Origin of the sequence: Actinomadura nitritigenes (assembly GCF_017573545.1) — a bacterium.
Classification (GTDB): Bacteria; Actinomycetota; Actinomycetes; order Streptosporangiales; family Streptosporangiaceae; genus Spirillospora; species Spirillospora nitritigenes.
This window is the reverse complement of record NZ_JAGEOK010000002.1, coordinates 58,324-84,632: the sequence shown is the minus strand read 5'-3', so window position 1 is coordinate 84,632 and position 26,309 is coordinate 58,324. Positions and strand designations below refer to the sequence as shown.

General features: G+C 73.2%; 20 protein-coding genes and 1 pseudogene. 10 read left to right on the top strand and 11 right to left on the bottom strand.

Annotation, left to right across the window (positions count from 1 at the left end; translation table 11 throughout):
* Positions 1-63 precede the first annotated feature (63 nt).
* From J4557_RS02690 to J4557_RS02670, 5 genes and pseudogenes are all read right to left on the bottom strand, one after another.
* A pseudogene (locus J4557_RS02690) lies at positions 64-837 on the bottom strand (arginase family protein); the annotation flags it as partial.
* A 110-nt stretch (positions 838-947) separates the two neighbouring features.
* Positions 948-1,700: a succinate dehydrogenase/fumarate reductase iron-sulfur subunit gene (locus J4557_RS02685; protein WP_208264716.1), complete on the bottom strand. Its 753-nt coding sequence runs from the start codon at positions 1,698-1,700 to the stop codon at positions 948-950.
* A 2-nt stretch (positions 1,701-1,702) separates the two neighbouring features.
* On the bottom strand, positions 1,703-3,640 hold the full coding sequence (locus tag J4557_RS02680) for a fumarate reductase/succinate dehydrogenase flavoprotein subunit (protein ID WP_208264715.1): 1,938 nt from the start codon (positions 3,638-3,640) through the stop codon (positions 1,703-1,705).
* 1 nt (position 3,641) lies between these two features.
* Positions 3,642-4,331, bottom strand: a complete 690-nt coding sequence (locus J4557_RS02675; protein WP_307799331.1) for a succinate dehydrogenase cytochrome b subunit — start codon at positions 4,329-4,331, stop codon at positions 3,642-3,644.
* A 225-nt stretch (positions 4,332-4,556) separates the two neighbouring features.
* Positions 4,557-5,777: a PP2C family protein-serine/threonine phosphatase gene (locus tag J4557_RS02670; RefSeq protein ID WP_307799328.1), complete on the bottom strand. Its 1,221-nt coding sequence runs from the start codon at positions 5,775-5,777 to the stop codon at positions 4,557-4,559.
* 338 nt (positions 5,778-6,115) lie between these two features.
* On the opposite strand from J4557_RS02670, the gene J4557_RS02665 reads away from it, so the two are divergent.
* Both J4557_RS02665 and J4557_RS02660 read left to right on the top strand, forming a co-directional pair.
* On the top strand, positions 6,116-7,807 hold the full coding sequence (locus J4557_RS02665) for an ABC transporter transmembrane domain-containing protein (protein ID WP_208264713.1): 1,692 nt from the start codon (positions 6,116-6,118) through the stop codon (positions 7,805-7,807).
* Positions 7,808-7,888: 81 nt separating this feature from the next.
* Positions 7,889-9,637: an ABC transporter ATP-binding protein gene (locus tag J4557_RS02660; protein WP_208264712.1), complete on the top strand. Its 1,749-nt coding sequence runs from the start codon at positions 7,889-7,891 to the stop codon at positions 9,635-9,637.
* A 63-nt stretch (positions 9,638-9,700) separates the two neighbouring features.
* Here the strand turns inward: J4557_RS02660 and J4557_RS02655 are convergent, their stop codons facing one another.
* The gene (locus tag J4557_RS02655) at positions 9,701-11,842 is read right to left on the bottom strand and encodes a S9 family peptidase (protein WP_208264711.1); all 2,142 of its coding nucleotides are present in this window, start codon (positions 11,840-11,842) and stop codon (positions 9,701-9,703) included.
* A gap of 175 nt (positions 11,843-12,017) precedes the next feature.
* Here J4557_RS02655 and J4557_RS02650 point away from each other — a divergent pair, with 175 nt between their 5' ends.
* The 4 genes from J4557_RS02650 (at position 12,018) to J4557_RS02635 (ending at position 15,511) form a co-directional block, all read left to right on the top strand.
* A complete protein-coding gene (locus J4557_RS02650) occupies positions 12,018-13,469 on the top strand; it encodes a serine/threonine-protein kinase (RefSeq protein WP_208264710.1) in 1,452 nt (483 codons plus the stop codon).
* An 80-nt stretch (positions 13,470-13,549) separates the two neighbouring features.
* Positions 13,550-14,449 carry an N-acetyl-1-D-myo-inositol-2-amino-2-deoxy-alpha-D-glucopyranoside deacetylase gene (gene mshB, locus J4557_RS02645; RefSeq protein ID WP_208264709.1) on the top strand — a complete coding sequence of 300 codons (900 nt, stop codon included), beginning with the start codon at positions 13,550-13,552 and terminating at the stop codon, positions 14,447-14,449.
* Positions 14,450-14,470: 21 nt separating this feature from the next.
* Positions 14,471-14,974 (top strand): DUF6113 family protein, encoded by a 504-nt coding sequence (locus J4557_RS02640; RefSeq protein WP_208264708.1) that lies wholly within the window; start codon positions 14,471-14,473, stop codon positions 14,972-14,974.
* A 24-nt stretch (positions 14,975-14,998) separates the two neighbouring features.
* Positions 14,999-15,511 carry a flavin reductase family protein gene (locus tag J4557_RS02635; RefSeq protein ID WP_208264707.1) on the top strand — a complete coding sequence of 171 codons (513 nt, stop codon included), beginning with the start codon at positions 14,999-15,001 and terminating at the stop codon, positions 15,509-15,511.
* A 67-nt stretch (positions 15,512-15,578) separates the two neighbouring features.
* Here J4557_RS02635 and J4557_RS02630 read toward each other — a convergent pair whose 3' ends face one another.
* From J4557_RS02630 to rocD, 4 genes are all read right to left on the bottom strand, one after another.
* Positions 15,579-17,195: a DHA2 family efflux MFS transporter permease subunit gene (locus J4557_RS02630; protein ID WP_208264706.1), complete on the bottom strand. Its 1,617-nt coding sequence runs from the start codon at positions 17,193-17,195 to the stop codon at positions 15,579-15,581.
* On the bottom strand, positions 17,192-17,842 hold the full coding sequence (locus J4557_RS02625) for a PadR family transcriptional regulator (protein WP_208264705.1): 651 nt from the start codon (positions 17,840-17,842) through the stop codon (positions 17,192-17,194). The genes J4557_RS02630 and J4557_RS02625 overlap by 4 nt, the downstream gene beginning before the upstream one ends.
* A gap of 110 nt (positions 17,843-17,952) precedes the next feature.
* Positions 17,953-18,963: an LCP family protein gene (locus J4557_RS02620; RefSeq protein ID WP_208264704.1), complete on the bottom strand. Its 1,011-nt coding sequence runs from the start codon at positions 18,961-18,963 to the stop codon at positions 17,953-17,955.
* Positions 18,964-19,039: 76 nt separating this feature from the next.
* Positions 19,040-20,206: an ornithine--oxo-acid transaminase gene (gene rocD / locus J4557_RS02615; RefSeq protein ID WP_243775232.1), complete on the bottom strand. Its 1,167-nt coding sequence runs from the start codon at positions 20,204-20,206 to the stop codon at positions 19,040-19,042.
* 211 nt (positions 20,207-20,417) lie between these two features.
* Here rocD and J4557_RS02610 point away from each other — a divergent pair, with 211 nt between their 5' ends.
* From J4557_RS02610 to J4557_RS02595, 4 genes are all read left to right on the top strand, one after another.
* Positions 20,418-20,873: an Lrp/AsnC family transcriptional regulator gene (locus tag J4557_RS02610; protein WP_208264702.1), complete on the top strand. Its 456-nt coding sequence runs from the start codon at positions 20,418-20,420 to the stop codon at positions 20,871-20,873.
* Positions 20,874-20,907: 34 nt separating this feature from the next.
* Positions 20,908-21,387: a ribonuclease E activity regulator RraA gene (gene rraA, locus J4557_RS02605; protein ID WP_208264701.1), complete on the top strand. Its 480-nt coding sequence runs from the start codon at positions 20,908-20,910 to the stop codon at positions 21,385-21,387.
* A gap of 154 nt (positions 21,388-21,541) precedes the next feature.
* Positions 21,542-23,605, top strand: a complete 2,064-nt coding sequence (locus tag J4557_RS02600) for a M6 family metalloprotease domain-containing protein (protein WP_243775195.1) — start codon at positions 21,542-21,544, stop codon at positions 23,603-23,605.
* Between the two features lie 176 nt (positions 23,606-23,781).
* The gene (locus J4557_RS02595) at positions 23,782-25,029 is read left to right on the top strand and encodes a hypothetical protein (RefSeq protein ID WP_208264700.1); all 1,248 of its coding nucleotides are present in this window, start codon (positions 23,782-23,784) and stop codon (positions 25,027-25,029) included.
* Positions 25,030-25,087: 58 nt separating this feature from the next.
* Here J4557_RS02595 and J4557_RS02590 read toward each other — a convergent pair whose 3' ends face one another.
* Positions 25,088-26,269, bottom strand: a complete 1,182-nt coding sequence (locus tag J4557_RS02590; protein ID WP_208264699.1) for a Cmx/CmrA family chloramphenicol efflux MFS transporter — start codon at positions 26,267-26,269, stop codon at positions 25,088-25,090.
* Positions 26,270-26,309: the final 40 nt, after the last annotated feature.

Below are 26,309 nucleotides of genomic sequence, written 5' to 3'. Positions count from 1 at the left end.
ATGCACGTGCATGACGAGCATGGTAGGGCACGCGGTGCCGTCCGGCCCAGGGTTTCCGGCGGGTCAGGACGCCAGCAGGGCGGCGACGAGGCGGGCGCGGACCTCGTCGTCGCCCGGCCCCGGCGGGTGCCAGGGGCAGGCGATGTCGAGGGCGGCGACGCGCCCGGTGGCCTTGACCCGCCGGACGGCCGCCACGACGGCGTCGAAGGACGGGCCGCCGCCGACGGGGAACCTCAGCCCCGGCAGCTCCGCCTTGTCGACCACGTCCACGTCGATGTGCAGGACGAGCGGGCCCTCCGGCAGGTCGACGGCGCCCACCGGGCAGCGGCGGACCCGCGACGAGGCGAGGAACTCGGCCTCCGCCGGGTCGAGGTCGCGGGCGTCCACGAGGACGGCCCGGTCCTCCGGCAGCGGCCGCAGGCCCAGCGGCGACGCCAGCAGTTCGGGATGGTCGCCGAGGATCTGCCGCAGCGGCATCCCGCCGATGTACCCGGAGGTGCTGGTCTCCGGCGTGTGGACGTCGCCGTGCGCGTCGAACCACACGATCGAGGCGTCCACGCCGGCGCGCTGCACGCCCGCGAGGACGGCCTCGGAGACCAGGCAGTCGCCGGAGACCACCGACGGGACCGCGCCGCCCGCGACCTGCGCGGCGACCTCGGCGGCGACGGGCTCGTACAGCGCGCCGATCCGCGCCCAGACGTCGCCGTCGGGAAGCTCCCTCGCGATGGTGACCACCTCGGCGTCGGGGAGCGGGAACGTCGTGCCGGGGAGGCGTTCGTCCTGGTGATAGGGGACCAAGGTAATCGTCATGCGCACACAGTAAAGCGGCCCCGCCCGGTTCTCCGGGCGGGGCCGTGGCCTGAGCCGGCGGTCAGTGTTCTATCTGGGGGCCCAGACCCCCGGCAAGGGCCGCTGACGCGCTCCTTCGCCGGCGCTCAGTCGACGCCTCAGCGCTTCTTGCCGCCGGCGGTCGCCTTCAGGTAGTCGCGGTTCAGGTTCCCGATCACGTCGAGCTTGATCCCCTTCGGGCAGGCCGCGACGCACTCGCCGGTGTTGGTGCAGCCGCCGAAGCCCTCCTCGTCATGGGTGTCCAGCATCGACACGACGCGGTCCCAGCGCTCCGGCTGGCCCTGCGGCATGAGGCCGAGGTGGGTCACCTTCGCGCCGAGGAACAGCGACGCCGAGCCGTTCGGGCAGGCCGCGACGCACGCGCCGCAGCCGATGCACTCGGCGGCCTCGAACGCGCGGTCCGCGTCCGGCTTCGGGACGGGCGTGGAGTGCGCCTCCGGGGCGGTGCCGGTCGGCGCGGTGATGTAGCCGCCCGCCTGGATGATCCGGTCGAACGCGGACCGGTCCACCACCAGGTCCTTGACGACGGGGAACGCCTTGGCGCGCCACGGCTCGACGTCGATGACCTCGCCGTCCTTGAACTTGCGCATGTGCAGCTGGCAGGTGGTGGTGCGCTCCTCGGGGCCGTGCGGGGTCCCGTTGATGACCAGCGAGCACATGCCGCAGATGCCCTCGCGGCAGTCGTGGTCGAACGCCACCGGCTCCCCGCCGTCGGCGATGAGCTTCTCGTTGAGGACGTCCAGCATCTCCAGGAACGAGGCGTCCGGGGAGATGTCGTCGAGCTTGTACTCGACCATCTTCCCCTTGTCCTGGGGGCCGCTCTGGCGCCAGACGCGCAGTGTGAGCTTCATGATTACTTGTACGACCTCTGCGTCGGGTGGACGTATTCGAAGTTCAGGTCCTCCTTGTGGAGGACGGGCTGCTCGCCCTCGCCGGCCCATTCCCAGGCGGCGACGTAGCCGAAGTTGTCGTCGTCGCGCTTGGCCTCGCCGTCCTCGTCCTGGCTCTCGGCGCGGAAGTGGCCGCCGCAGGACTCGGTGCGGTGCAGGGCGTCGATCACCATCAGCTCGGCGAGCTCGAAGAAGTCGGCGACGCGGCCGGCCTTCTCCAGCTGCTGGTTGAGCTCCTCGCCCTTGCCGGTGACCTTGACGCGCTTCCAGAACTCGTCCCGCAGCGCCGGGATGAGCTCCAGGGCCTTGCGCAGGCCCTCCTCGGTGCGCTCCATGCCGCAGTACTCCCACATGATGTGGCCGAGCTCGCGGTGGAAGGAGTCGACGGAGCGGTCCCCGTCGATCGACAGGAGCTTCTCGACGCGCGACGTCACCCGCTCCTCGGCCGCGGCGATGCTCGTCTCGTCGACCGGCGGGAGGGCGTTGCGGGCGATGTAGTCGTTGATGGTGTTCGGCAGCACGAAGTAGCCGTCGGCGAGGCCCTGCATCAGCGCGGACGCGCCGAGCCGGTTCGCGCCGTGGTCGGAGAAGTTCGCCTCGCCGATCACGAACAGGCCGGGGATCGTGGACTCCAGGTCGTAGTCGACCCACAGCCCGCCCATCGTGTAGTGCACGGCCGGGTAGATGCGCATCGGCGTGTCGTACGGGTTCTCGCCGGTGATGCGCTCGTACATCTCGAAGAGGTTGCCGTACTTGGCCTCGACCTTGTCGCGGCCGAGCCGCCCGATCGCGTCGGCGAAGTCGAGGTAGACGCCGAGGCCGCCGGGGCCGACGCCGCGTCCCTCGTCGCAGACGTTCTTGGCGGCGCGGGAGGCGATGTCGCGGGGGACCAGGTTGCCGAAGGACGGGTAGATGCGCTCCAGGTAGTAGTCGCGCTCGTCCTCGGGGATGTCGGACGGCCTGCGGGTGTCGCCGGCCTTCTTCGGCACCCAGACGCGGCCGTCGTTGCGCAGCGACTCCGACATCAGGGTCAGCTTCGACTGGTGGTCGCCGCTGACCGGGATGCAGGTCGGGTGGATCTGGGTGTAGCACGGGTTGGCGAACAGCGCGCCGTGCCGGTGCGCGCGCCAGGAGGCGGTGACGTTCGAGCCCATCGCGTTGGTGGACAGGAAGTACACGTTCCCGTAGCCGCCGGACGCCAGCACGACCGCGTCCGCGGTGTAGTGCTTGATCTCGCCGTTGATCAGGTTGCGGACGACGACGCCGCGCGCCCGGCCGTCCTCCATGATCAGGTCGAGCATCTCGTGCCGCGGGTACAGCTCCACGTTCCCGGCGTCGACCTGCCGCATCAGCGCCTGGTAGGCGCCGAGCAGCAGCTGCTGGCCCGTCTGGCCGCGGGCGTAGAACGTGCGGGACACCTGCGTGCCGCCGAACGAGCGGTTGTCGAGCAGGCCGCCGTACTCGCGGGCGAACGGGACGCCCTGCGCGACGCACTGGTCGATGATCTGCCGGGAGATGTCCGCGAGCCGGTACACGTTCGACTCGCGGGACCGGAAGTCGCCGCCCTTGACCGTCTCGTAGAACAGCCGGTAGACGCTGTCGCCGTCGTTGCGGTAGTTCTTCGCGGCGTTGATGCCGCCCTGCGCGGCGATCGAGTGGGCGCGGCGCGGGCTGTCCTGGAAGCAGAACTGCTGGACGTGGTAGCCGGCCTCGCCGAGGGTGGCGCCGGCCGAGCCGCCCGCCAGCCCGGTGCCGATGATGATGATCTTCTTCTTGCGCTTGTTGGCCGGGTTGACCTGCTTGGCCTCGAACTTGCGCGTCGTCCAGCGGTCCTCGATCGGGCCCTTGGGCGCCTTGGCGTCGGCGATCGGCTCGCCGGACTTGTAGAAGCGGTCGCTCATGTCAGCTCACCCATCCGAAGGTGACGGAGATCGGGACGGCGATGAAGCCGAGGGTCACGAGCCCGGCGACGCCGCCGGCGAGCAGGCGCAGCGTGCCGTTGCTGCGGGGGCTGCGCAGGCCCAGGGTCTGGAACGCGCTCCAGATGCCGTGGTTGAGGTGCAGGCCGACCAGCAGGACCGCCAGGACGTACCAGATGGTGATGTACCAGCGGGAGCCGTCGAAGTCGGCGATGACCCGGTCGTAGGGGGTGGCGTCGGATCCCAGCGGGTTCACCGCGAAGAAGGTGAGGTCCAGCAGGTGCCAGATGACGAACAGCGCGATGATGATGCCGCCGTACCGCATCGTGTAGGTGGCGTAGCCCTGCGCGTGCGACTTCTTCTTCGACTGGTACTTGACGGGCCGGGCGCTCCCCGCGCGGCGGGCCAGCGACACCGCCGACCAGATGTGCAGCACGACCGACACCGTGAGCACGATCTCCAGGAGCGTCAGCAGCGTCCGGCGCGGGACGGCGGGCTCGCCCATCGTGCGCAGCCAGTGCGCGTAGTGGTCGAAGTCGCTCGCGCCGAGGAAGATCTTCAGGTTCCCGATCATGTGCGCGATCAGGAACAGCACCAGGACTGCGCCGGTCACGGCCATGACGGCCTTCTTGCCGACGGTGGATCGGTAGATCGCAGGTATCGCTATAGCCACGCCGCGAACCGTATGTCCAATTTGGACAAGAGCGCCAAGTCATCAGCGCACTCAATCCGATAGCCACAGGCTATGAACCGAGCCGGGACGGGCCTCCGCGCGCCGCGGACCCTCCATGATCGTGAGTGACTTCACAGAGAGTTCGGGAACCAGCCCGCGCAGTGACGCAGACGACATTGACCGCGGCGCCGCCGGTGTGCGGTCAGGACACCGCCGCGGCGCGGGTCACGACGCGGTGGCCTGCCGGGACAGCAGCAGCACCGCCAGGTCGTCGGTCAGGGCGTCCCCGTTGAGGCCTTCCACCTCGGTCACCAGCTCGTCGATCAGCGACCGCCCGGTGGCGCCCCGGCCGCGCGCCCCGCGCGCCAGCCGGACGAGGCCCTCGGTGCCGAGCCGGGTGGAGCCCGCGCCGACCCGCCCCTCGATCAGGCCGTCGGTGTAGAGCATCAGGCCCCACGACTCGCCGAGGTCGATCTCCGTCGTCGGCCATTCCGCGCCCGGCACCAGGCCGAGCGCCGGGCCGTGCGCGTACTCCGGCAGCGCCGCGACCTCGAAGCCGCCGTCCGGCTCGTCGCGGAACAGCAGCGGCGCCGGATGCCCGGCCAGGTGCATGCGCGCGGTCCGCCGCGACGGCGCGATCGTGACCATGCAGAGGGTGGTGAAGATCTCCTCGCTGCGCCGCTCGTGCCCGAGGACGGTGTCGAGGGTGCCGAGCAGCTGCTCGCCGGTGTGGCCGGCCAGCACCAGCGTCCGCCACGCCATCCGCAGCTGGACGCCGAGCGCCGCCTCGTCGGGGCCGTGCCCGCACACGTCGCCGATCATCAGGTGGACGGCGCCGCCCTCGGTCTGCACCGTGTCGTAGAAGTCGCCGCCGAGCAGCGCCCGCCGCCGGCCCGGCCGGTAGCGGGTGTGGTGCCGCAGGGCCGGGTCGTCGATCAGCGGGACGGGCAGCAGGCCGCGCTCCAGCCGCGCGTTCTCGCGGCCCAGGATGCGCGCCTCCACCAGCCGCCGCTCGGTCTCCTCCGACCGCTTGCGCTCTATGGCGTAGCGCACCGCGCGGGCCAGCAGCGGGCCGTCGACCTCCTGCTTGACCAGGTAGTCCTCGGCGCCGGCCGCGACCGCGCGGACGCCGAGGCCCGCGTCGTCCAGCCCGGTCAGCACCACCACCGCGGCCGTCCCGGACATGTCCAGCACCTGCCGCAGCCCGTCCAGCCGGTCGATCCCCGGCGCCGACAGGTCCACGATGATGCACTGCGTGCGGCGGGTCAGCCGGCGCCGCGCGGTCGGCAGGTCCGCCGCGACGGTGATCAGCGCGTCCAGGCCGCTGTCGCCGAGCATCTTCTCGACCATCAGCACGTCGGCGGGGTCGTCGTCGATGAGGAGCAGGTCGACCCTGTCCTCGGCCCCTGGCGTGAAGGGATGCGTCTGGTGACTGATAGTGCTCACTAAGCTTCCGGAAAAGTCGGGGCTGGCGACGGCACTGGCAACGGCCGGACCGTTCCGGTTATTCCTGCGGTGGCAGGACCCGAGGACCGGACCGCACCGGGGGAGCGGCATCTGCCCAGCCGCCGCGGTCCCGGCTCGGGGAGCGGAGGAACCTCGCTCCCATGCCCTCCGACCTTAGCGTGTCCCCGCGTTCCCGCGCACCCCTGTGATCGTCCGCGAGGCGGGTCCCGGACGGCCCGGAAACCCCGCCCGGCGCGCTGACCCCCGGTTCCCGCCGGGCCCGGCGCGGGGCAGAAAATCGTTCGAACTTCCGGGGGGCCGCCGCATATCTTCGTCCGGTGAAACCGTTGCCGGAGAAAGATCCAGGCAGCCCCGACCACCGATCTCCCGCCCGCTACCTGCTCTGGCTGCTGCGCGCCGAATGGCGCGGCGTGCTGGCCGGGGGCCTGCTCGGGGTCGGCTGGATGCTCAGCCAGGCGCTGATGCCCGCCGCGATCGGCCGCGCCATCGGCGAGGGCGTCGCCGGCCGCGACGACCGCGCGCTGCTCGTCTGGACGGCGGTGCTGCTCGCCCTCGGCGGCGCGCAGGCCGCGACCGGGGTCCTCAGGCACCGGCGCGCCGTCTTCCTCTGGCTGTCGTCGGCGTACCGGACCGTCCAGATCGTCACCCGGCACGCGACCCGGCTGGGCGCGACGTTGCCGAAGCGGCTCGGCGCCGGCGAGGTCGTGAGCATCGGCCTGTCCGACGTCTCGCACCTCGGTGACGTCGTCGACATCGTGTGCCGCGGCTCCGGCGCCGTGGTCGCGATCGTCGTGGTGGCGGCCGTGCTGCTCGCGACCGCGCCGCGACTCGGCCTGGTCGTGCTGGTCGGCGTCCCGCTGGTGCTGCTGCTCGCGGCTCCGCTGCTGCGCCCGTTCCGCGAGCGCGAGGAGGCGAACCGCGAGCTGGTCGGCGAGCTGAACGGCCGCGCCACCGACCTCGTGGAGGGCCTGCGGATCCTGCGCGGCATCGGCGGGGAGCGGCTGTTCTCCGGCCGGTACCGCGCCCTGTCCGGCCGGGTCCGCGACGCCGGCGTCGCCGCGGCCCGCGCCGAGTCCCGGATCTCCGGGGCCGAGGTGCTCCTGCCCGGCCTGCTGATCGCCGCCGTGACCTGGGCCGGCGCGCACTACGTGGCGCGCGGCGAGATCGGCGTCGGCGACCTGGTGGCCTGCTACGGCTACGCGGTCTTCCTGATCGTCCCGCTGCGGACGATCGGCGAGGCGGCCGGCAAGATCACCAAGGGGCTGGTGGCGGCGCGGCGGGTCGTCCGGCTGCTCGACCTGGAGCCGGGGCCGGACGGCGGCACCGCCCGCCCGGCCGGCCCCGCCGAGCTCGTCGACATCTCCTCCGGCCTCGTGGTGCGGCCCGGACGGGTCACCGCGATCGCCGCCGCGCAGCCCCGCGACGCGCAGGCGATCGCCGACCGGCTCGGCGGGTACGCGCCCGGCGACGTCGACTTCGCCGGCGTCCCGCTGCGCGAGGTCGCCGGCCTGCGCCGCCGCGTGCTGGTCGCGGTCAACGAGGACCGGCTGTTCGCCGGGACCCTCGCCGAGGCCCTCGCGCCGCCCGGCACGCCCGCCGCCGTGCTCGACGGGGCGCTGCGCGCGGCGTCCGCCGAGGACATCGCCGCCGCGTCCGGCCTGGACCGGCACGTCGCCGAGGCGGGACGGGAGTTCTCCGGCGGGCAGCGGCAGCGGCTCCGGCTGGCCCGGGCGCTCGCAGCCGACCCCGAGGTGCTGGTCCTCGTGGAGCCGACCAGCGCCGTCGACGCGCACACCGAGGCGCGCATCGCCGGACGGCTCGGCGAAGCGCGCGCCGGCCGCACCACCGTCGTGTGCACGACCAGCCCGCTGATGCTGGACCGCGCTGCGCACGTCGCGTTCGTCGAGGACGGGCGGGTCGTCGCCGAGGGCACCCACCGCGACCTGCTGCGGTCCGAGCCGCGCTACGCCGCGGCCGTCACCCGCGGCGAGGCCGCCCCGCACCGCTGAGCACCGCCGAACCCGAACCACCGACCACCGGACCGCTGAACCACCGACCACCGGACCGCAGCACGGAAGGGCCCGAGAACCGTGAGCACCGAGATCCTGCCGGTCGCGGAGCCCGCGCAGGTGCGCGCGTACGCGCGGCGCGTCGCGCTGCGGCACCCGCGCGCCCTCGCCGGGACGCTGGCGCTGCACGGCCTCGCGGCCGTCGCGGGCCTCGTCGCCCCCCGGCTCCTCGGCGAGCTGGTCGAGGGCGTCCGCGACGGGACCGCCCACATCGACACCACCGCGCTCGCCATCGCCGGCTTCGTGATCGTCCAGGGCGTGCTGACCCGGTACGCCTACTTCACCTCCGCCCGCCTCGGCCAGCGCGTCCTCGCCGAGCTGCGCGAGGAGTTCGTCGACCGGCTGCTCGGGCTGCCGCTGTCGGCCGTCGAGCGGGCGGGCACCGGCGACCTCGTCACCCGCGCGTCCCGCGACGTCGACACGCTCGGCACGTCGCTGCGCGAGGCGGTCCCGGAGACCCTCGTCGCGATCGTCGTCGGCGCGTTCACCTTCGGCGCGCTGCTGGTCAACGGGCCGCTGGTCGCGCTGCCGTGCCTGGTCTCCGTCCCCATCCTGTGGGGCGTCATGCGCTGGTACCTGCCGCGCTGCCGGGACGGCTACCTGCGCGAGCACGCCTCGTGGGCGCTGATCGCCGACGGCCTCGCCGAGACCGTGCACGGCGCCCGGACCGTCGAGGCGTTCGGCCTCGCCGAGCGCCGGCGCGCCCGCGGCGACGCCGACATCGCCCGCTCCTACGCCGCCGAGCGGTACACCCTGCGGCTGCGGACCGTGCTGTTCCCCGTCGCCGAGTTCGGGTTCGTGCTGCCGGTCGCGACGACCCTGCTGTTCGGCGGCCTGTTCTACGCGCACGGGATGGCCTCGCTCGCGCAGGTGACGGCCGCGACCCTGTACGTCCAGCAGCTGATCGAACCGGTCGACATGCTGCTGTCCCGGCTGGACGAGCTCCAGCTCGGCGGAGCGTCCCTGGCCCGGCTGCTCGGCGTCGGGAACGTCCCGCCGGACCGGAAGGCGGGCACCCGGCGGCCGGACGGCGAGCGGCTCACCGCGCGGGACGTCCGCTACTCCTACCGGACGGGCCGCGACGTTCTGCACGGCGTGGACCTCGACCTGCGGCCGGGGGAGCGGCTCGCGATGGTCGGGCCGAGCGGCGCGGGCAAGTCCACGCTGGGCCGCCTGCTCGCCGGGATCGACGGCCCCCGCTCCGGCTCGGTCACGGTCGGCTCGGACGGGCCCGTCCCCCTCGTCGAGCTGCCCCTGGACGACCTGCGCGGCCACGTCGCGCTCGTCACGCAGGAGCACCACGTGTTCCGGGGGACGCTCCGCGAGAACCTGGCGATGGCCCGCCCGGACGCCTCCGACGCGCGGATGCGCGAGGTCCTGGTGACCGTCGACTGGGACGGCCCCGGGCTGGACGCCGAGGTCGGCGAGGGCGGCGCGACGCTGTCGCCCGCGCAGGCGCAGCAGCTCGCGCTGGCCCGGCTCGTCCTCGCCGACCCGCACACGCTGGTGCTCGACGAGGCGACGTCGCTGCTCGACCCGCGGGCCGCGCGCCGGCTGGAGAGCACCCTCGCCGCCGTCCTGGACGGCAGGACCGTCGTGGCGATCGCGCACCGGCTGCACACCGCGCACGACGCCGACCGCGTCGCCGTCGTCGAGGACGGCCGGATCACCGAGCTCGGCACCCACGACGAGCTGCTCGCCGAGGACGGCTCCTACGCCGCCCTCTGGACCTCCTGGCACGGCCCCGAATCCCGCACCCGGACGCCGTGAACGGGCGCCCGCCCGCGGCGAGCCGTCGTCATGGGCCGTGCCATGACGACGGCTCGCCGCCCCTCAACGAGCGAGGGCGGACTTGAGGTACTCGACCTGGATCAGGAGGAGGTTCTCCGCCACGACCTCCTGCGGGGTCATGTGGGTGACGCCCGACAGCGGCAGGACGGTGTGCGGGCGGCCCGCGGCCAGCAGCGCCGACGACAGCCGCAGCGTGTGCGCGGCGACCACGTTGTCGTCGGCGAGCCCGTGGATGATCATCAGCGGGCGCTTCAGGTCGGCGGCCATCTCGATCAGCGAGTGCTCGGCGTACGCCTCCGGCTCCTCGTCCGGGTGGCCGAGGTACCGCTCGGTGTAGTGGGTGTCGTACAGCCGCCAGTCGGTGACCGGCGCGCCCGCGATGCCCGCGTGGAACACGTCCGGGCGGCGCAGCACCGCCAGCGCCGCCAGCCAGCCGCCGAACGACCAGCCGCGGATGCCGACCCGGTCCAGGTCGAACGCCGCCGGATGCAGCCGCGCCGCCTCGATCAGCGCCGTGATCTGGTCGTCCAGCACCGGCCCGACGAAGTCGCCGCGGACGGCGCGGTCCCAGACCGGGCCGCGGCCCGGCGTGCCGCGGCCGTCCGCGATCACCACGGCGAAGCCCTGGTCGGCGAGCCACTGCGCCTCGCAGTACGCCCGCTGCACGGCCAGCACCCGCTGCGCGTGCGGGCCGCCGTAGGGGTCCATCAGGACGGGCAGCCGCCCGTCGCCGGGCTTCCAGCCGGTCGGCAGCACCACGGCGGTCCGGATCTCGCGGTCCCCGGCGCGCAGCAGCTCGACCCGCGGCGTGATCACCGGGGTCTCGGCGAGCGACGCGACCGGGTGGATGCCGGACGGCTCGCGCACCTCCACCTCGGTGCCCGGGCGGTCCAGCCGCGACCCGGTGACCACCGTCACACCGCCCGCGCGCGCCCCGCTGAACACGCCCTGCCCCTCCGACAGCCGGACGATCTCCCCTTGTCCCGCACTTCGGGCGCCAGCCCCGGGGGTCCGGGGGGCCGCCCCCGGAGAATGCGCTGCTTCGTAGGAGTACAGGTGGACCTCGGTGGGCTCCTCCGACGCGGTGAACAGGATCGACCCGCCCTCGACGCCGAGGATCGAGCGGACCTGCAGCCCGCCCGGCGTGACCGGCTTCCCGCCGACCGTGATGCGGCGCGTGTCGGTCTCGCGGTCCTCGGTGACCCAGACCAGCTCGCCCGTCCCCGTGTGCGCGGGCAGGCCCGGCACGATGTCGGTCCACACCGGGTCGTGCTCGTTGTGCACCAGCGACGTCTCCCCGTTGGACGGGTCGACCCGTAGCACCCGCTGGGACCGCTGGTCGCGCGGCTGCACGACGATCAGCAGGCCGTGCCGGTCCCAGGACGCGGTGACGACGTAGGGGAACATGCCGCGGTCCCAGGCGACGGCGAGCCGGCCGCCGTCCACCTTCACCAGCGCCAGCGACACCAGCGCGTTCGGCGTGCCCGCCGCCGGGTAGGCGATCTCGGCGGGCGTCCGGTCCGGGTTCGCGGGGTCGGCGATGTGCCAGCGCTGCACCGGGGTCTCGTCCACCCGCGCGACGAGCAGCGTCCCGCCGTCCGGCGACCACCAGTGGCCGCGCATCCGGCTCATCTCCTCGGCCGCGACGAACTCGGCGAGGCCGTAGGAGATCTGGTCCGACTCCGGCTGCACGACCGCGCGGTCGTCCGAGCCGTCCATCTCGATCACCCGCAGCGTCCGCCCGGACACGTAGGCGACGCGGCGGCCCGCGGGGTCGGGGCGCGGGTCGAACACCGGCGCCTGCGCGGGCAGCTCGCGGACCTCCCCGCTCTCGATGCCGGCGGCGTAGAGCCGTCCGCCGAGCGTGAACACGGCCTGCCGCATGTCCCGGTCGGTGGCGTACCCGACGATGCCGCCGGCCTGCTCCCGCGCGCGCTCGCGGCGGGCCCGCTCCTCGGCGGGCAGGTTCTCCTCGCCCGGGACGTCCAGCGCGGCCGGGTCGGCGACGAGGCGCTCCTCGCCGGTGCCGGTGTCCAGCGTCCACAGGCAGGTCACCGGATCGTCGCCCGCCCTGGTGCGCAGGAAGATCACGCGCGTCCCGTCCGGCGCGATCTGGAAGGCGCGCGGGACGCCGAGGCTGAAACGGCGGGTGCGGGCGCTCTGCCGCGGATAGCTGATGCTCATGGCATCCGAGTCTGCCAGCCCGCGAGCCTCGCCGAACGGCGGCGCGGCGCCGTTGCCTGCCCCTATGATGCCGGGCGGTCATAGCGGCCGGGGAACGGCCCTTGGGCATGGCCCCGCTCGCGTAAGCTCAAGACCTCCCCAAGCTTTTGTCTCGCGGGCGTTGAAGGAGTGGTCCATGCCGGAGCTGCAGCCGGGCGATCCCCGGCGGCTGGGCTCGTACGAGATCGTCGATCGTCTCGGCGAGGGCGGCCAGGGGGTCGTCTACGCGGGCGTCGACGCCTCGGGTAACAGGGCCGCCATCAAGCTGCTGCGCACCGATCTCGCCGCCGACGCCGGCGCGCGCAACCGGTTCGTCCGCGAGGCGCAGGCCGCCAAGCAGGTCGCCCGCTTCTGCACCGCGCAGGTGCTGGAGGCGGACGTCGCGGGCGACCAGCCCTACATCGCCAGCGAGTACGTGCCGGGCCCGTCGCTGTACAAGCAGGTCACCGAGACCGGGCCGATCACCGGCGCGGCGCTGGACCGGCTCGCGATCGGCACCGCCACCGCGCTGGTGGCGATCCACCAGGCCGGGATCGTGCACCGCGACTTCAAGCCGCACAACGTGATCATGGCGCCGGACGGCCCGCGGGTGATCGACTTCGGCATCGCGCGGGCGCTGGACACCGGCCAGACCAACGCGACCAAGGCGATCGGCACCCCGTCCTACATGGCCCCCGAGCAGGTGGCGGGCGCCACCCTCACCGAGGCCGTGGACGTGTGGGCGTGGGCGACCACGATGGTGTTCGCCGCGACCGCGCGCCCGCCGTTCGGCGACGACACCGTGGTCGCGGTGATCAACCGGGTGATGAACGAGCCGCCGTACCTGGAGGGCGTGCCCGCGGACCTGCACCGGCTGGTCGCGGCGTGCCTGGTGAAGGAGCCGGAGCGGCGGCCCACCGCGCAGCAGCTGATGATGGCGCTGATCGGCAGCGGGCCGGGCGGCGCCGGCCAGACCCGGATGGACGACCCCGGGCAGGCGAACACGATGCTCGCGGAGGGCTCCACGCTCGCCGCCGGCGCGGGCGTCGCCGCGGCCTTCGGCGCGCACCAGGGCGGGCCCCACGGCGGGCAGACGCAGCGGGTCTCGCCGGCGAACTACACCGGCACGCTGCCGCCCGTCCAGCAGCCCCCGTACCGCGGCGGCGGCCGGCACACCGGCTACGACGACTTCGAGCCCGAGCGCAGGTCCAAGTGGCCGATCTTCGCGGGGATCGCGGCGATCGCGGTGCTGGCGCTCGTCGTCGGCCTGTTCATGGCGGACCGCGGCGGCGGCGACACCCCGGGCACGGGGTCGTCCCCGACGGTCTCGGACTCCGCGTCGGCCTCCGACACCCCGACCGAGGACCAGCCCACGCAGGAGCAGCCGACGTACACCCGCCCGACCCGGCCCACGCACACGGTGCCCACGCGCATCCCGACGAGCGAGGCCCCGACCAGCGAGGCCCCGACCAGCGAGGCCCCCACCAGCGAGGCCCCGACGTCGCACACGCCGACCACCAACCCGACGCACACCTCGGGCGGCGGTGACGGCGGCGGCACCGGCGGCGGTGGCGGCGGCACCGGCGGCGGGGCGGGGACCGGCGGCTGACGGGCGGCCGCCCCGCCGCCGGGGCCGCGCGGGCAGGGCGGTCATCGCCGTGCCCGCGACCCCTGAGTAGGCTCGTGACCATGAAGGAGCCGCGGATCCTGTTCGTCCATGCCCATCCGGACGACGAGTCCATCGGGACCGGGGCGACCATGGCCAAGTACGCCGCCGAGGGCGCCCACGTCTGTCTCGTCACCTGCACGCTGGGCGAGGAGGGCGAGGTCATCCCCGATGAGCTGCGCCACCTGGCCTCCGACAAGGAGGACCGCCTCGGCGAGTACCGGATCGGGGAGATGGCGGCGGCCGCCGCGGCGCTCGGCGTCCGCGACCACCGCTACCTCGGCGGTCCCGGCCGGTGGCGCGACTCGGGCATGATGGGCACCGCCACCAACGACGACCCGCGCAGCTTCTGGCAGGCCGACGTCGAGGAGGCCGGCGCGGAGCTCGCGAAGATCATCCGGGAGGTCCGGCCGCACGTCATCGTCACCTACGACGAGCGCGGCAACTACGGCCATCCCGACCACATCCAGGCGCACCGCGTCGCCTGGCGGGCGTTCGAGATGGCCGCCGACCCGTCCTTCACCGGCGGCGGGGAGCCGTGGCGCGCCGCGAAGTTCTACGCCTACGCCACCCCGCGCACCGTGCTGGCGCGGGCGATCGCGGTGATGCGCGAGGCGAAGCTGCCGTTCGCGCGGGTCGCCGGGCTGGACGAGCTGGGCTCCGGCGTCCCGGACGGGCAGGTCACCACGGTCGTGGACGCCCGCGCGCACCTGCCCGCCAAGCTGGCGGCGCTGCGCGCGCACCGCACCCAGATCACGGTGGCGCCGGAGGAGGCCGGGCCGTTCTTCGCGCTGTCGAACAACCTCGGGCAGCAGGCGTTCGGCACCGAGTACTTCATCCTCCAGGCGGGCGAACTCGGCCCCGTCGGCCCGGGCCGCCGCGAGACCGACCTCTTCGCCGGTCTGGACGACGCGGACGGCTGACCGGCTGGATACGCTGAGGCCGTGGACGAGGACGAGGCACGGGTGAGCCTGGCCAAGGACGATCTTCCCGCCGGCGCGGCGGGCGGCGCGTCCGCGGCCGTCGAGGCGGGCGGCCGCGGCGAGGGCCCGCTGGGCGCGGTGGTGACGGGCGCGGCGTACGCGGCGCTCGGGCTGCTCGGCGGGGTCTTCGGCCTGGTCGGCTCGTACGCCCAGGAGTGGACGGCCGGGGACGTGCCGGTCACCTCGATCGTGCTGGTGCCGCTGGTGTACGCCATGGTCCGGCTGGCCGGGCTGGGCATGGGCGGCAAGATCGGCGCGGCGGTGCCGGCGGTGGTGTGGGGCGCCGCGGTGATCGTGATGTCGATGCAGCGGCCGGAGGGCGACCTGGTCGTTCCGGGCACGCTCGCGGGGTATGTGTACATCGTCGGCGGCATGGTGGCCGCGGGGATCGCGGTGGCGCGGGTCCCGTCGCCAGGTCCGGCGGGGCAGTGGCTCACCGGGAGGGCGGCGCGCACCCGCGGGTAGGGGGATCGCTAGGGTGTGCGCGTTGTGAGCGGCGACCGTGTGGACCCGGGCGCGGATCCCCGCCTGTTCCGGCGGGTGGCGGGCAGGTTCGCGACGGGCGTCGCGATCGTGACGAGCGTGGTGGACGGCGCCGACCACGCCATGACGGTGAACGCGTTCGCCTCGGTGTCGCTGGACCCGCTGCTGGTGATGTTCTGCCCCGAGAAGATCGCGCGCTTCCACGACCTGGCGCTGGACGCCGGCGAGTGGGCGGTGTCGGTGCTGTCCGAGGGGATGCGGGACGCCTCGCAGTGGTTCGCGACCCGCGGCCGGATGCTGGACGGCCAGCTCCAGGGCTGGGACCACGTCCGCGGCCCGGTCACCGGCGCCGCGATCTTCCAGGACGCCGTCGCCGCCCTGGAATGCCGGACCCACGCCGTCCACGACGCCGGTGACCACAGCATCGTCGTCGGCGAGGTCCTGAGCCTGCACGTCCCGTCCCCCGACGCCCGCCCCCTCATCTTCTACGGCGGCGAGTACGGCCGCCTCGCTCGTTGACGTGCGGCGAGCCTCCGTCATCAGCCCTGCCATGACGGCGGCCCGCCGCACGTGAACGCGGTCCGGGTCAGCTCTTGACCGTGGCGGGGGCGGGTTCGGGGGCGCCCGGTGCCGGGGTGGAGCGGTAGCCCTTCACGCCGAAGCAGGCGGCGGCGCCGGCCAGCACGACGGCGATCGGCAGGATCATCGTCGGCTTCAGCGCGTGCACGAAGCCGTGCGAGAACACCTGGCCGGCGACCTGCTGGACCTGGTGCACGACGCTCTGCGGGACGCCCGGCGGCAGCTTCTGCCGGGTGCCGGTCTGGCCCGCGCCGACCTCCAGGCCGCCCTTGGCGGCGCCGGCGAAGCCCTTGACGAACCCGGGCCGCACGTCCGGCGGGAGCGCCGCCGCGCGGGTCGCGGCCTCGTCCTTGAGCGACGAGGCGAGCTGGTTCTGCAGGACGGCGCCGACGGCGGCGCTGCCGAGGACCGAGCCGATCTGGCGGACGGTGTTGTTCACGCCGGACGCGGCGCCGGCCAGCCGGGGCGGCACATTGCGGGTCGCCTCGGTGGCCATCGGCGCGAACACGCCGCCGATGCCGAACCCGGCGACGACGAGAGCGGGGATGAACGCGGTCCAGCCCGTCCCGACCTCGGCGACGAGCACCAGCCACAGCATGCCGATCGCGTAGAGGGTGAGGCCGCCCATCAGGATGAACTTGCCGCCGATGCGGTCGGACAGCTTGCCGGCGACGGGCGCGAGGAACATCGACACGACCGAGGACGGCGCCATCACGAGGCCGGCCTTCAGGGCGCTGAAGCCGAGGACGGACTGCATGTAGATCGTCATCGGCAGGAACATGCCGATCATGCCGATGGAGACGGCGGCGCCGACGAAGTTGAGGATCGTGAAGTTGCGGTCGCGGAACAGCGAGAACGGGACCAGCGGCTCGCGGTCCTGCTGCGTCCGCTGGTAGACGTAGAAGATCACGAAGAGGCCGAGCCCGGCGGCGATCAGGCCCCAGATGCCCTCGTTCCAGTCGTACTTCTGGCCCTCGGTCAGCGCGAACGTCAGGCAGAACAGCCCGGCGGAGGCGAGAGCGACGCCGGCGATGTCGAAGCGGTGCTTCACGGTGGGGGTGTGGCCGGGCAGGATCGGCACGGCGAGCGCCAGCACGATGATGCCGATCGGCAGGTTCACGAAGAAGATCCACCGCCAGTCGAGGCTGGTGACCAGCAGCCCGCCGATGGTCGGCCCGGCGATCGTGGACACGCCCGCGACGGCGCCCCAGACGCCGAGCGCGGTGCCGCGCCGTTCCGGCGGGAACACCCCGATGATGATCGACATCGTCTGCGGCATCAGCAGCGCGGCGCCGAGGCCCTGCACGGCGCGGGCCGCGATCAGCTGGGTCGGGTCCTGGGAGATCCCGCACGCCAGGCTGGACAGGGTGAACAGCGCCACGCCGGCGATGAACAGGTTCTTCTTGCCCCACAGGTCGCCGAGGCGGCCGGCGGTGATGAGCAGCACGGCCAGCACCAGGATGTAGGCGTTGACCACCCAGAGGACCTCGTCCAGCGAGGCGTTCAGCTTGTCGATCATGCTCGGGATCGCGATGTTCACGATCGTCAGGTCGAGCAGCGTCATGAAGAAACCGAGTGAGAGCGTCAGCAGGATCGCCCATGGGTTCCCGCGCCACTTGCTCATGGTGCCCCCTCGTCGTTACGGCGTGCGTGGTAGTCGGTGCGATGGTCGTGCTGGTCGGGCGGGTGGCAGGAGGTCACCCCGGTCTTGCCGGTCCAGGTGAGGCGCCCGGATTCCAGGTCGTCGGCCAGGTTCTGGACGAACTCCAGCTCGCCGCGGAACCGGGCGATGGCCCATTCCTGGTCGAGCAGCTTGTGGCGCTCCAGCCCGCGCTTGCGGAGCGAGTCGTTGGCCGCCTGGTTCCCGACGAGCAGCGCCTCCAGCGCGATGGCGCGGGCCCGCAGCTGCCGGGCGACCTCCGCCTCGGGCAGCAGGTTGATGAACGCCAGGCCCGTCCCGAACAGCGGGAACTCCTCGACGGGCTTGGCGAGCAGCTCGGCGAGGCGGATGTGCGCGGCGTCGCGTCCGGCGCTGGTGACCGCGTAGACGGTCCGTTCCGGGCGGCGGCCCTCGCGCGCCGTCTCGAGCGGCTCGATCAGGCCGGCGGAGGCGAGCCGCTCCACCGAGTGGTAGAGCGAGCCGTGCGTGACCTTGACGGCCTGGTCGTAGGCGTGGTCGCGGATCCGCTGCTGCATCTCGTACGGGTGCATGGGCCCGCCGCACAGCATGCGCAGGACGGCCAGCGCGAGCGGTGTGAGGGGTCGGGACATGGAGCGACCTTCGTGGTCGACGTCGATTAGTCCACTTAGACTAATCCATGTAGACCTCTGTCGTCACATTGTCTTGATGCCCGACTTATCCGTACAGGTCACGCCCTGTTTCAGCGGACGGTCCCGACCGAGTTCGCCGCGCCGTTGCGGGCCACGAAGTCGCCCACCCGGTCGCCGCGGACGTCGGCGAACAGCTCGTCGCCGGCGGCCTTGTCCAGCAGCACCACGCTCTGCCCGCCCCGCGACGCGAACCGGTCGACCGGCGCCGTCAGGTACTCCATCAGCGGCGTCTTCAGCAGCCGCGCCGCCAGCCCGCGCAGCGTGCCCGCGGTCACCGAGTCGTCCACGGTCACCGAGTGCGTCGCCGCCCGGATGAACCGGTCGATCTTCAGCGGGTTGCGGGTGTCGAGGGCCTTGCCGGCCAGCGCGTGCAGGAACGCCTGCTGCCGCTTGATCCGGTCGAGGTCGCCGCCGGGCAGGTTCCACCGCTGCCGGACGAAGTCGAGCGCCTCGACGCCGTTCAGGTGCTGGTGCCCGGCGGGCCAGGTCCGGTTGTGCATCGGGTCGTACGTGCGCTTCTCGACCGTCACGTCCACGCCGCCGAGCGCGTCGGTCATCTTCACGAACCCGCCGAAGTCCAGCGCGGCGTAGTGGTCGACGCGCACGCTCGTGAGCTGCTCGACCGTCCGGATCAGCAGCTTCGGCCCGCCGTAGGAGAACGCCGCGTTGATCTTCCCGGAGCCGTGCCCGGGGATCGGCACCCAGCTGTCCCGCGGGATCGCGACGACCGACACCCGGCCGTCCCGCCCGGACAGGTGCACCAGCATGATCGTGTCGGACCGGGCGCCCATCGACGGCATGTCCGAGCGCCGGTCCGACCCGATCAGCAGCCAGTTCTCGCCGCGTCCCGTCGACACCGGGCGGCCGCTCCGCTCCGGCATCGCGCCCGCGATCCGCTTCACGCCGTCGTTGTAGGCGTTCTCCAGCAGGTAGGCGCCGCCGCCGAGCAGCGCCAGCGCGCCGGTGGCCAGCACGCCGCAGCCGATGAGGACCCGGCGTCGTCGGCGGCCGGTCGGCTTCTCCTGCTCCGGGCTGTCCTGCGGGGACGGGTTGTGCTGCATGCGCACACCCTCCCCCGGGCGGAGGCGCGCTCCGCGCGGACAGGCGGGTCGCGGGTAACTCTTTACCGGGCGGGGCTCAGCCCTTGAGAGCCGCCTCCAGCTGGTCCAGCGCCCAGTCGAGGTCCTCCCGCTCGACGACGAGGGGCGGGGCCAGGCGGAGCGTCGTCTCGTGCGTCTCCTTGGCCAGCACGCCGAGCTCCATCAGCCGCTCGCTGACCGGACGGGCCCGGCCGTACAGCTCGACGCCCGCCCACAGGCCGCGGCCGCGCACCTCGCGGACGAGGTCGCCGGGCAGCCGGCCGAGCCGGTCGTGCAGGTGCGCGCCGAGCGCGCGGGACCGCTCCTGGTACTCGCCGGTCCGCAGCATCGCGATCACCTCGCGGCCGATCGCGCAGGCCAGCGGGTTGCCGCCGAACGTGGAGCCGTGCTGGCCCGGCTTGAACACGCCGAGCACGTCCCGGTCGGCGACCACGGCGGACACCGGCATGATGCCGCCGCCGAGCGCCTTGCCGAGGATGTAGACGTCGGGGACGACGTTCTCGTGCTCGACGGCGAACGTGGTGCCGGTGCGGCCGAGGCCCGACTGGATCTCGTCGGCCATCATCAGCGTGCCGTTCGCGGTGCACAGCTCCCGCACCGCGCGCAGGAACCCGCTCGGCGGGACGTTCACGCCGGCCTCGCCCTGGATCGGCTCGATCAGCACGCCGACGGTCGAGGCGTCCATGGCCGCCTTCAGCGCGTCGACGTCCCCGTACGGGACGGTCCGGAACCCCGGCGTGTAGGGGCCGTAGGAGTCCCGGGCGTCGGGGTCGGTGGAGAAGCTGACGATCGTGGTGGTGCGGCCGTGGAAGTTGCCCTCGAACGTGATGATGTTCGCCTCCCCGGAGGGGACGCCCTTCACCTCGTAGCCCCACTTGCGGGCGGTCTTCAGCGCCGTCTCGACGGCCTCGGCGCCGCTGTTCATCGGCAGCACCATGTCCTTGCCGCACAGCTCGGCCAGCTCGGTGACGAACGGCCCGAACTGGTCGTGGTCGAACGCGCGGCTGACCAGGGTGACCCGCTCGAGCTGCCGCCGGGCGGCCGCGACGAGGCGCGGGTTGCGGTGCCCGAAGTTGACGGCGGAGTAGGCCGCCAGCATGTCCAGGTAGCGGCGGCCCTCGACGTCGGTGAGCCAGGCGCCCTCGGCGTCGGCGACGACGATCGGGAGGGGGTGGTAGTTGTGCGCGCTGTGCTCCTCGGACATCGCCCGCAGCTGTTCGGTCGCCGTCACGACGCTCCTTTACGCGTTCGGGTCCGGCCGGTCGGGCCGGGCATCGCCGGGACACCGGACGGGGGTGCCCGGTGCCGAGGGGGGGAGTGACCGCCGCGGCGGGTGGCCGCCCGGTCCATATCCAGCGTATGTTCGGGTCTTACGGGCGACCAATGACGAAAACCGACTTTGGGGGTGCTGTTTGTTGCGTCTTGACGATCTGGACCGTCGAATCGTTGCGCGGCTCCTGGAGGACGGCCGCGCCTCCTACGCGCAGATCGGCGACAAGGTAGGGCTGTCGGCGCCCGCGGTGAAGCGGCGGGTCGACCGGCTGCGCGCGGACGGCGTGATCAACGGGTTCGCGGCGGTGGTCGACCCGGCCGCGCTCGGCTGGACGACCGAGGCGTTCATCGAGATCTTCTGCACCGGCGCGACGTCCCCGGAGGAGATCTACTCCAGCGTCCGCGGCCACCCGGAGGTGGTCGCGGCCTACACGATCAGCGGCGACGCCAGCGCGCTGGTGCACGTCCGGGCCCGCGACATCCAGCACCTGGAGCAGGCCCTCGAACGGCTGCGCCGGGAGGAGAACATCACGGCGACGAAGACCGCGATCGTCCTGTCCCGCCTGATCGGCCGCCCCACCGACGCCCCGTCCGGCTGACCGCCCCCGGTTACCGAGCAGTAGGCTGCCGGGCATGGACTTCGCGACCGCTGACCTCATCGACGACTTCGGGGACGAGCTGCGCAGCTGCGAGACGCAGTTCCGGCGGTACGGCGGCCGGGCGTCGTTCGCGGGGCCGGTGTCGACGGTGCGCTGCCACCGCGACAACGGCCTGGTGAAGCGGGTGCTGAACACCCCCGGCGAGGGCCGGGTGCTGGTCGTCGACGGTGGCGGGTCGCTGGCGTCCGCGCTGATGGGCGACATGATCGCGGCGTCCGCGGTGGCGAACGGGTGGGCCGGCGTGGTGATCAACGGGGCCGTCCGGGACGTGGTGGCGCTGCGCGGCCTCGACCTCGGCGTCAAGGCGCTCGGCTCCAACCCGCGCAAGAGCGCCAAGGACGGCGCCGGCGAGGTGGACGCGCCGGTGGCCTTCGGCGGCGTGGAGTTCGGCGCGGGCGACTGGCTCTACAGCGACGAGGACGGCATCGTCGTCGCCACGCGCGCGCTGCTGTAAGGACCGTCGCAGGCAGACGAGCCTGGAGCGAGCGGCGCGGAACAGGCCACGGCGGGACATGCCAGGGCGAACGCCGCAAGATCGTATAAGTAGGCCGTAGCGCGGCGGAACGGCGCTCCTTACGTTCTCAGTGACCACCTGAGACAGGGGAGACATGCGCGCCAAGAAGACGCTGCTGGTGCCCGTGACGGCGACGGTGCTGCTCGCGGGACTCGCGGCCGTGCCGGCCGCCGCGCAGACCGAGCCTCCGATCCCGAAGCCCACCGCGAACCCCTGGCAGATGCGGCACTGGCCGCAGACGCAGCCGTGGCAGCGGAGCCGGCCGTCCGCCCGCACCTACGCGGCCGGCGGCCCGCGCCCGATCGACCCGCAGAACTACGAGCTTCCCGACACGATGACCTGGGACGACTACACCTCGGTCCCCGGTACCTCGTGGGCCGACCCGTCCCACCAGGGCTCGATCAAGAACTTCAAGGGCGCGGTCGTCCTGGTCGACTACCCGAACCAGCCGTTCGTGATCACGCAGCCGAGGAACTCCACCATCTTCGGGAACCCGAACGCGGTCGGGGACGTCCCCCGCGACCGGGTCGCCGGGTTCTACCAGGACTTCCTCAACAAGCCCGAGGACCTGAACCACGGCCACACCCTGCACGAGTACTGGATGGAGGACTCCGGCGGCCGCTACGGCGTGGACCTCACCGCGTTCGGCGCGTACCGGATGCCCGCCAAGGACCACGAGTACGGCGTGGACGGCATGCAGGGCGGGACCGGCTGCCCGACGGGCGACACCTGCGGCCGCGACCTGCGCAAGGACGCGCGCGCCGCGTGGATCGCGGACGTCGGCGAGGAGACGGCGAAGAAGTTCGACTTCGTCTTCTTCCTCAGCGCCGGGCAGGACGAGTCGTCCACCTGGCAGGAGTTCGGGCAGATGAAGTTCCAGACCAAGGAGGACGTCCCGGCCGAGTGGGGTCCGGGCGACCCGAGCCTGCCCAACTGGGTGAAGACCCGCTACGTCGACTGGACGTCGTGGCAGGCGGGCGCGACGATCTGGCCGAACGCGATCACCGGCAGCTCCACGCAGGCGGAGAGCTCCGGGATGGGCGTGTTCGCGCACGAGTTCAGCCACATCCTCGGCATCGGCGACAACTACAACAACCCGTACGGGGTGCCGCCGCGCCGCTCGTACACCGGCCCGTGGGACATGCTCAGCCGCGGCAGCTTCAACGGCCCCGGCGGCCCGCACAGCCGGTGGACGATCCCGGCGGTCAGCGGCGCGTCCATGGGCTCGGAGCACATGCTCCGCAACAAGCTGAAGCTCGGCATCGTCGACGCCGGCAAGGTGCTCCAGCTCGACCGCGGCACGCTCCCTCAGGACGGCACCGTCGTCGCGACCATCACGGCGCGGTCCGCCGAGCCGAGCGAGGGCGGCCTCGCGGGCGTCAACCTCAAGCTGGGCGCGGGCGGTGACAAGGAGCCTGCCTGCGACACCGGCGCCGACCCGCTGTGCGACGGCGGCAAGTTCGACAACTACACCCTCGAGGTCGTCGACCGGATGGGCATGGACTCGTTCACGCCCGACTCCGGGGTGCTGCTGGCGAAGACCAAGGACCAGGACCGGGCGCCGTTCATCTGGATCCAGGACGCCAACCCGCAGGACATCGACAAGACCGACTTCGTCCTTCCGGACGGCACGCCGCAGAAGATGACGATCGGCGACTACCGCCAGTTGTCGGACGCGCTGTTCCATGCCGGGACGGATTCCGGAAGCGAGTTCGAATACGTCGACAAGGCGAACCGGCTGCACTTCTACGTGCTGAACCTCAAGCGCGACAAGAAGGGCGTCCTGGCGTACACGGTCGCCATTCGGTCGCTGGACGGGGCCGGTCCGCAGCGGCGCGGAGTGAAGGTCGACTCCGGCAGCGCCGAGCCGGCCGCCTCCGGCTGGGTGAAGTGCAGGATGCGCGTCGAGAACCGCGGTAAGGGCGGCACCGGCGTCCACGGCTCCGACGTCTTCCGGCTGAAGGCGGCGGTGGACGGCGCGGGCTGGACGACCTGGCTGCCGAACGAGCTGGCCACCGCGAAGGCGGGCGGCGGCACCGACGTGGTGGTGTGGGCGAAGGCCGGGCCGGGCGCCGAGCGCAAGGCGAAGCTGAGCCTGACCGGCACGTCCGAGAGCGACCCGTCGAAGTCCGACCACGGGACCTGCCGCCTTCCGTGATCCCGACATTCCCGCAGACGGGACGGTTTCCGATGAGGAAGCCGTCCCGTCCGCCATCGGGCGGCCGGACGCCCGCGGCGCGGGTCCGGTTCACCCGTCCGGTGTAATGGTCATTTGCCTTTCCGTCGACGGCGCGGGGGGTTTTCCGCGATACGGCGCCGGAAAGGAGGGGCGTCGTGATGATCATGAATCGGAGAGCGAGCGGGCGGCGGCCTTCCGCCGCCGCCTTGGCGGCCGGTGTCCCGCTGGCCGCGCTGGTGGCATCCGCCCCCGCCGTCGTCGGACCCGGGCCCGCGGCGGCGTCGACCTCGGCGCGGGACGCCGCGCCGCGCAAGGCGGACTTCGGCCTGCGGCGCGGCGCGAACCTCGACCGTCCGCTGCGCGCGCTCGGGCAGAGACTGACCAGGAGCGGCGTCCAAGCGCTGATCAACGGCTCGGGGCAGCGCCACCTCACCGGCGGCTGCGCCGCGGCGGCCAAGGTGCCCGCGGGGGCGCGCACCTACTGCTTCGACAGGAAGGACTCGGCGACCCGCAAGTGGTACCCGCAGGGCGTCACGACCGTCTCGGACGCGGCGGTCGACGGCCGGTGGGGCGCCGGCCGCCCGATCCTCGTGTCCTGGCACAACGACGGCGCCGTCCGGCTCACGTTCGTGAACCCGGACCGGCGCACCTACCGGCACGTCCTGCTCGTCTACCCGGCGATGCGGGACGGGAGGGTCTCCTACGGCGACATCGACCTGCACGCCGGCGGCATCGCCTGGTTCGGCGACAAGCTGTACGTCGCCGACACCCGCGCGGGCCTGCGCGAGTTCGACATGCGGCAGATCTACGACCTCGGCCGCAGCAGGAACGGGGCGACGGACCACGCGGAGCGGGTCGGCCTCCACGGCGGCAAGTACTACGGGCACGGGTACCGGTACGTCATGCCGCAGACGGGCAACTGGCAGTACGCCCACGGCTGGGCCGGCACCCGGTGCGCGGGCCACGGCGCGCCGCGCGTGTCGTGGATGTCGGTCGACCGCACCACCCGCGGCCCGTCGCTCATCGCGGGCGAGTACTGCAAGGAGAGGGAGCCGCGCGGGCGCGTCGCGACATGGCCGCTGCGCAACGGCACCGGCCTGGTCGCCGGATCCGGCGGCACCGCCTACCCGAACTGGGTCGCGAGCCTGCCCGGCGACCGCGTGCAGGGCGGCGTCCGCGCCCACGGCCACTGGTGGTTCTCGCAGAGCGACAGCTCCGAGCGCGGCACGATGCTCCAGGCCGACCAGCGCGGCCACGGCTGGAGGAACCTGTCAAGGCGGACCATCTCCTACGGGCCCGAGGACCTGAGCTGCGACCGCGCCCAGCACCGCGTCTGGACGCTCGCCGAGTACCCGAACAAGCGCGCTCTGTGGGGCCTGTACGCCCCGCAGTGCCGCTGGTAGACGACCCACGCGGGACGGGCCGGCGCGGACGCCCGCGCCGGGCCGTCCCGCGTCCGGCTCACGCGTCGACGGCGACCTTCCGCTCCTCCTGCCGGACCGCCCGCCGGCCCGCCCGGCCCAGCGCCACCGTCGCGAGCGCCGCGACGCCGAGCCCGGCGCCGATCCACGCGGTCGCCGGGTACCCGGCCCCCGCGTCCAGCGCGAGCCCGCCCAGCCACGGCCCCGCGGTGATGCCCACGTTGAACGCCGAGGTGTTCGTCGCCGCGACGAGCGTCGGCGACCCGTCCGTCAGGGCGAACACCCGCGAGTTCAGCGCCGGGTTGGTCGCGAACCCGAACGCGCCCAGCAGGAACACGAGGACGACCGCCGGCACCGCCGAGCCGAGCGTCAGCGCCAGCGCGGCCGACACCGCGACGAGCCCCGCGATCCCCGCGTACAGCAGCGGGACGGTCCGCCCGTCCGCCAGCCGCCCGCCCAGCGTGATCCCGATCAGCGAGCCCGCCCCGTACAGCGCCAGCACGCCCGGCACCCACCGCTCCGGGATCCCCGTCGCGTCCTCCAGCATCGCCCCGAGATAGCTGAAGGTGACCAGCAGCGCGCCCGTGGCCAGGGCCGTCGTCGCGTAGGCGAGCCACAGCCGCGGCCGCGCCATCGCCCGCAGCTCGTCGCGGACGCGCGGCGCCGTCCCGGTCCGGGCGCCGCCCTTCACCGTCGCCGCGACCGCGGCCATCGCCGCCGCCGACATCGCCGCGACCGCCCAGAACGCCGACCGCCAGCCGAGGTGCTGCCCGAGCAGCGTCCCGGCGGGCAGCCCGACGATCGTGGCGAGCGTGAGCCCGCCCGCGACGATCCCCATCGCGCGTCCGCGCGCCCCCGCGGGCACCAGCCCGATCGCCGTCGCCGCCGCGACCGCCCAGAACCCCGCGTACACGAACGCGCCCGCGACGCGCGTCGCGAACAGCACCCCGTACCCGGGCGTCAGCGCGCCCGCCGCGTGCATGACCGCGAAGACCCCGAGGAACGCCAGCAGCGCCCGCCGGTGCGGCCAGCGCAGCGTGAGCACGGCCAGCACCGGCGCCCCCACCAGCATCCCGGCCGCGAACGCCGAGATCAGCAGCCCCGCGTCCGGCACGGACACGCCGAGGTCCGCCGCCATCTGCGGCAGCAGCCCCGCCAGCATCATCTCCGAGGTGCCCTGGGCGAAGATCGCCAAGCCCAGGACGTAGACCGCCGGTGGCATCGCACGCCCCTCTTTTGGAATGATCAGTTCAAAACTCGGC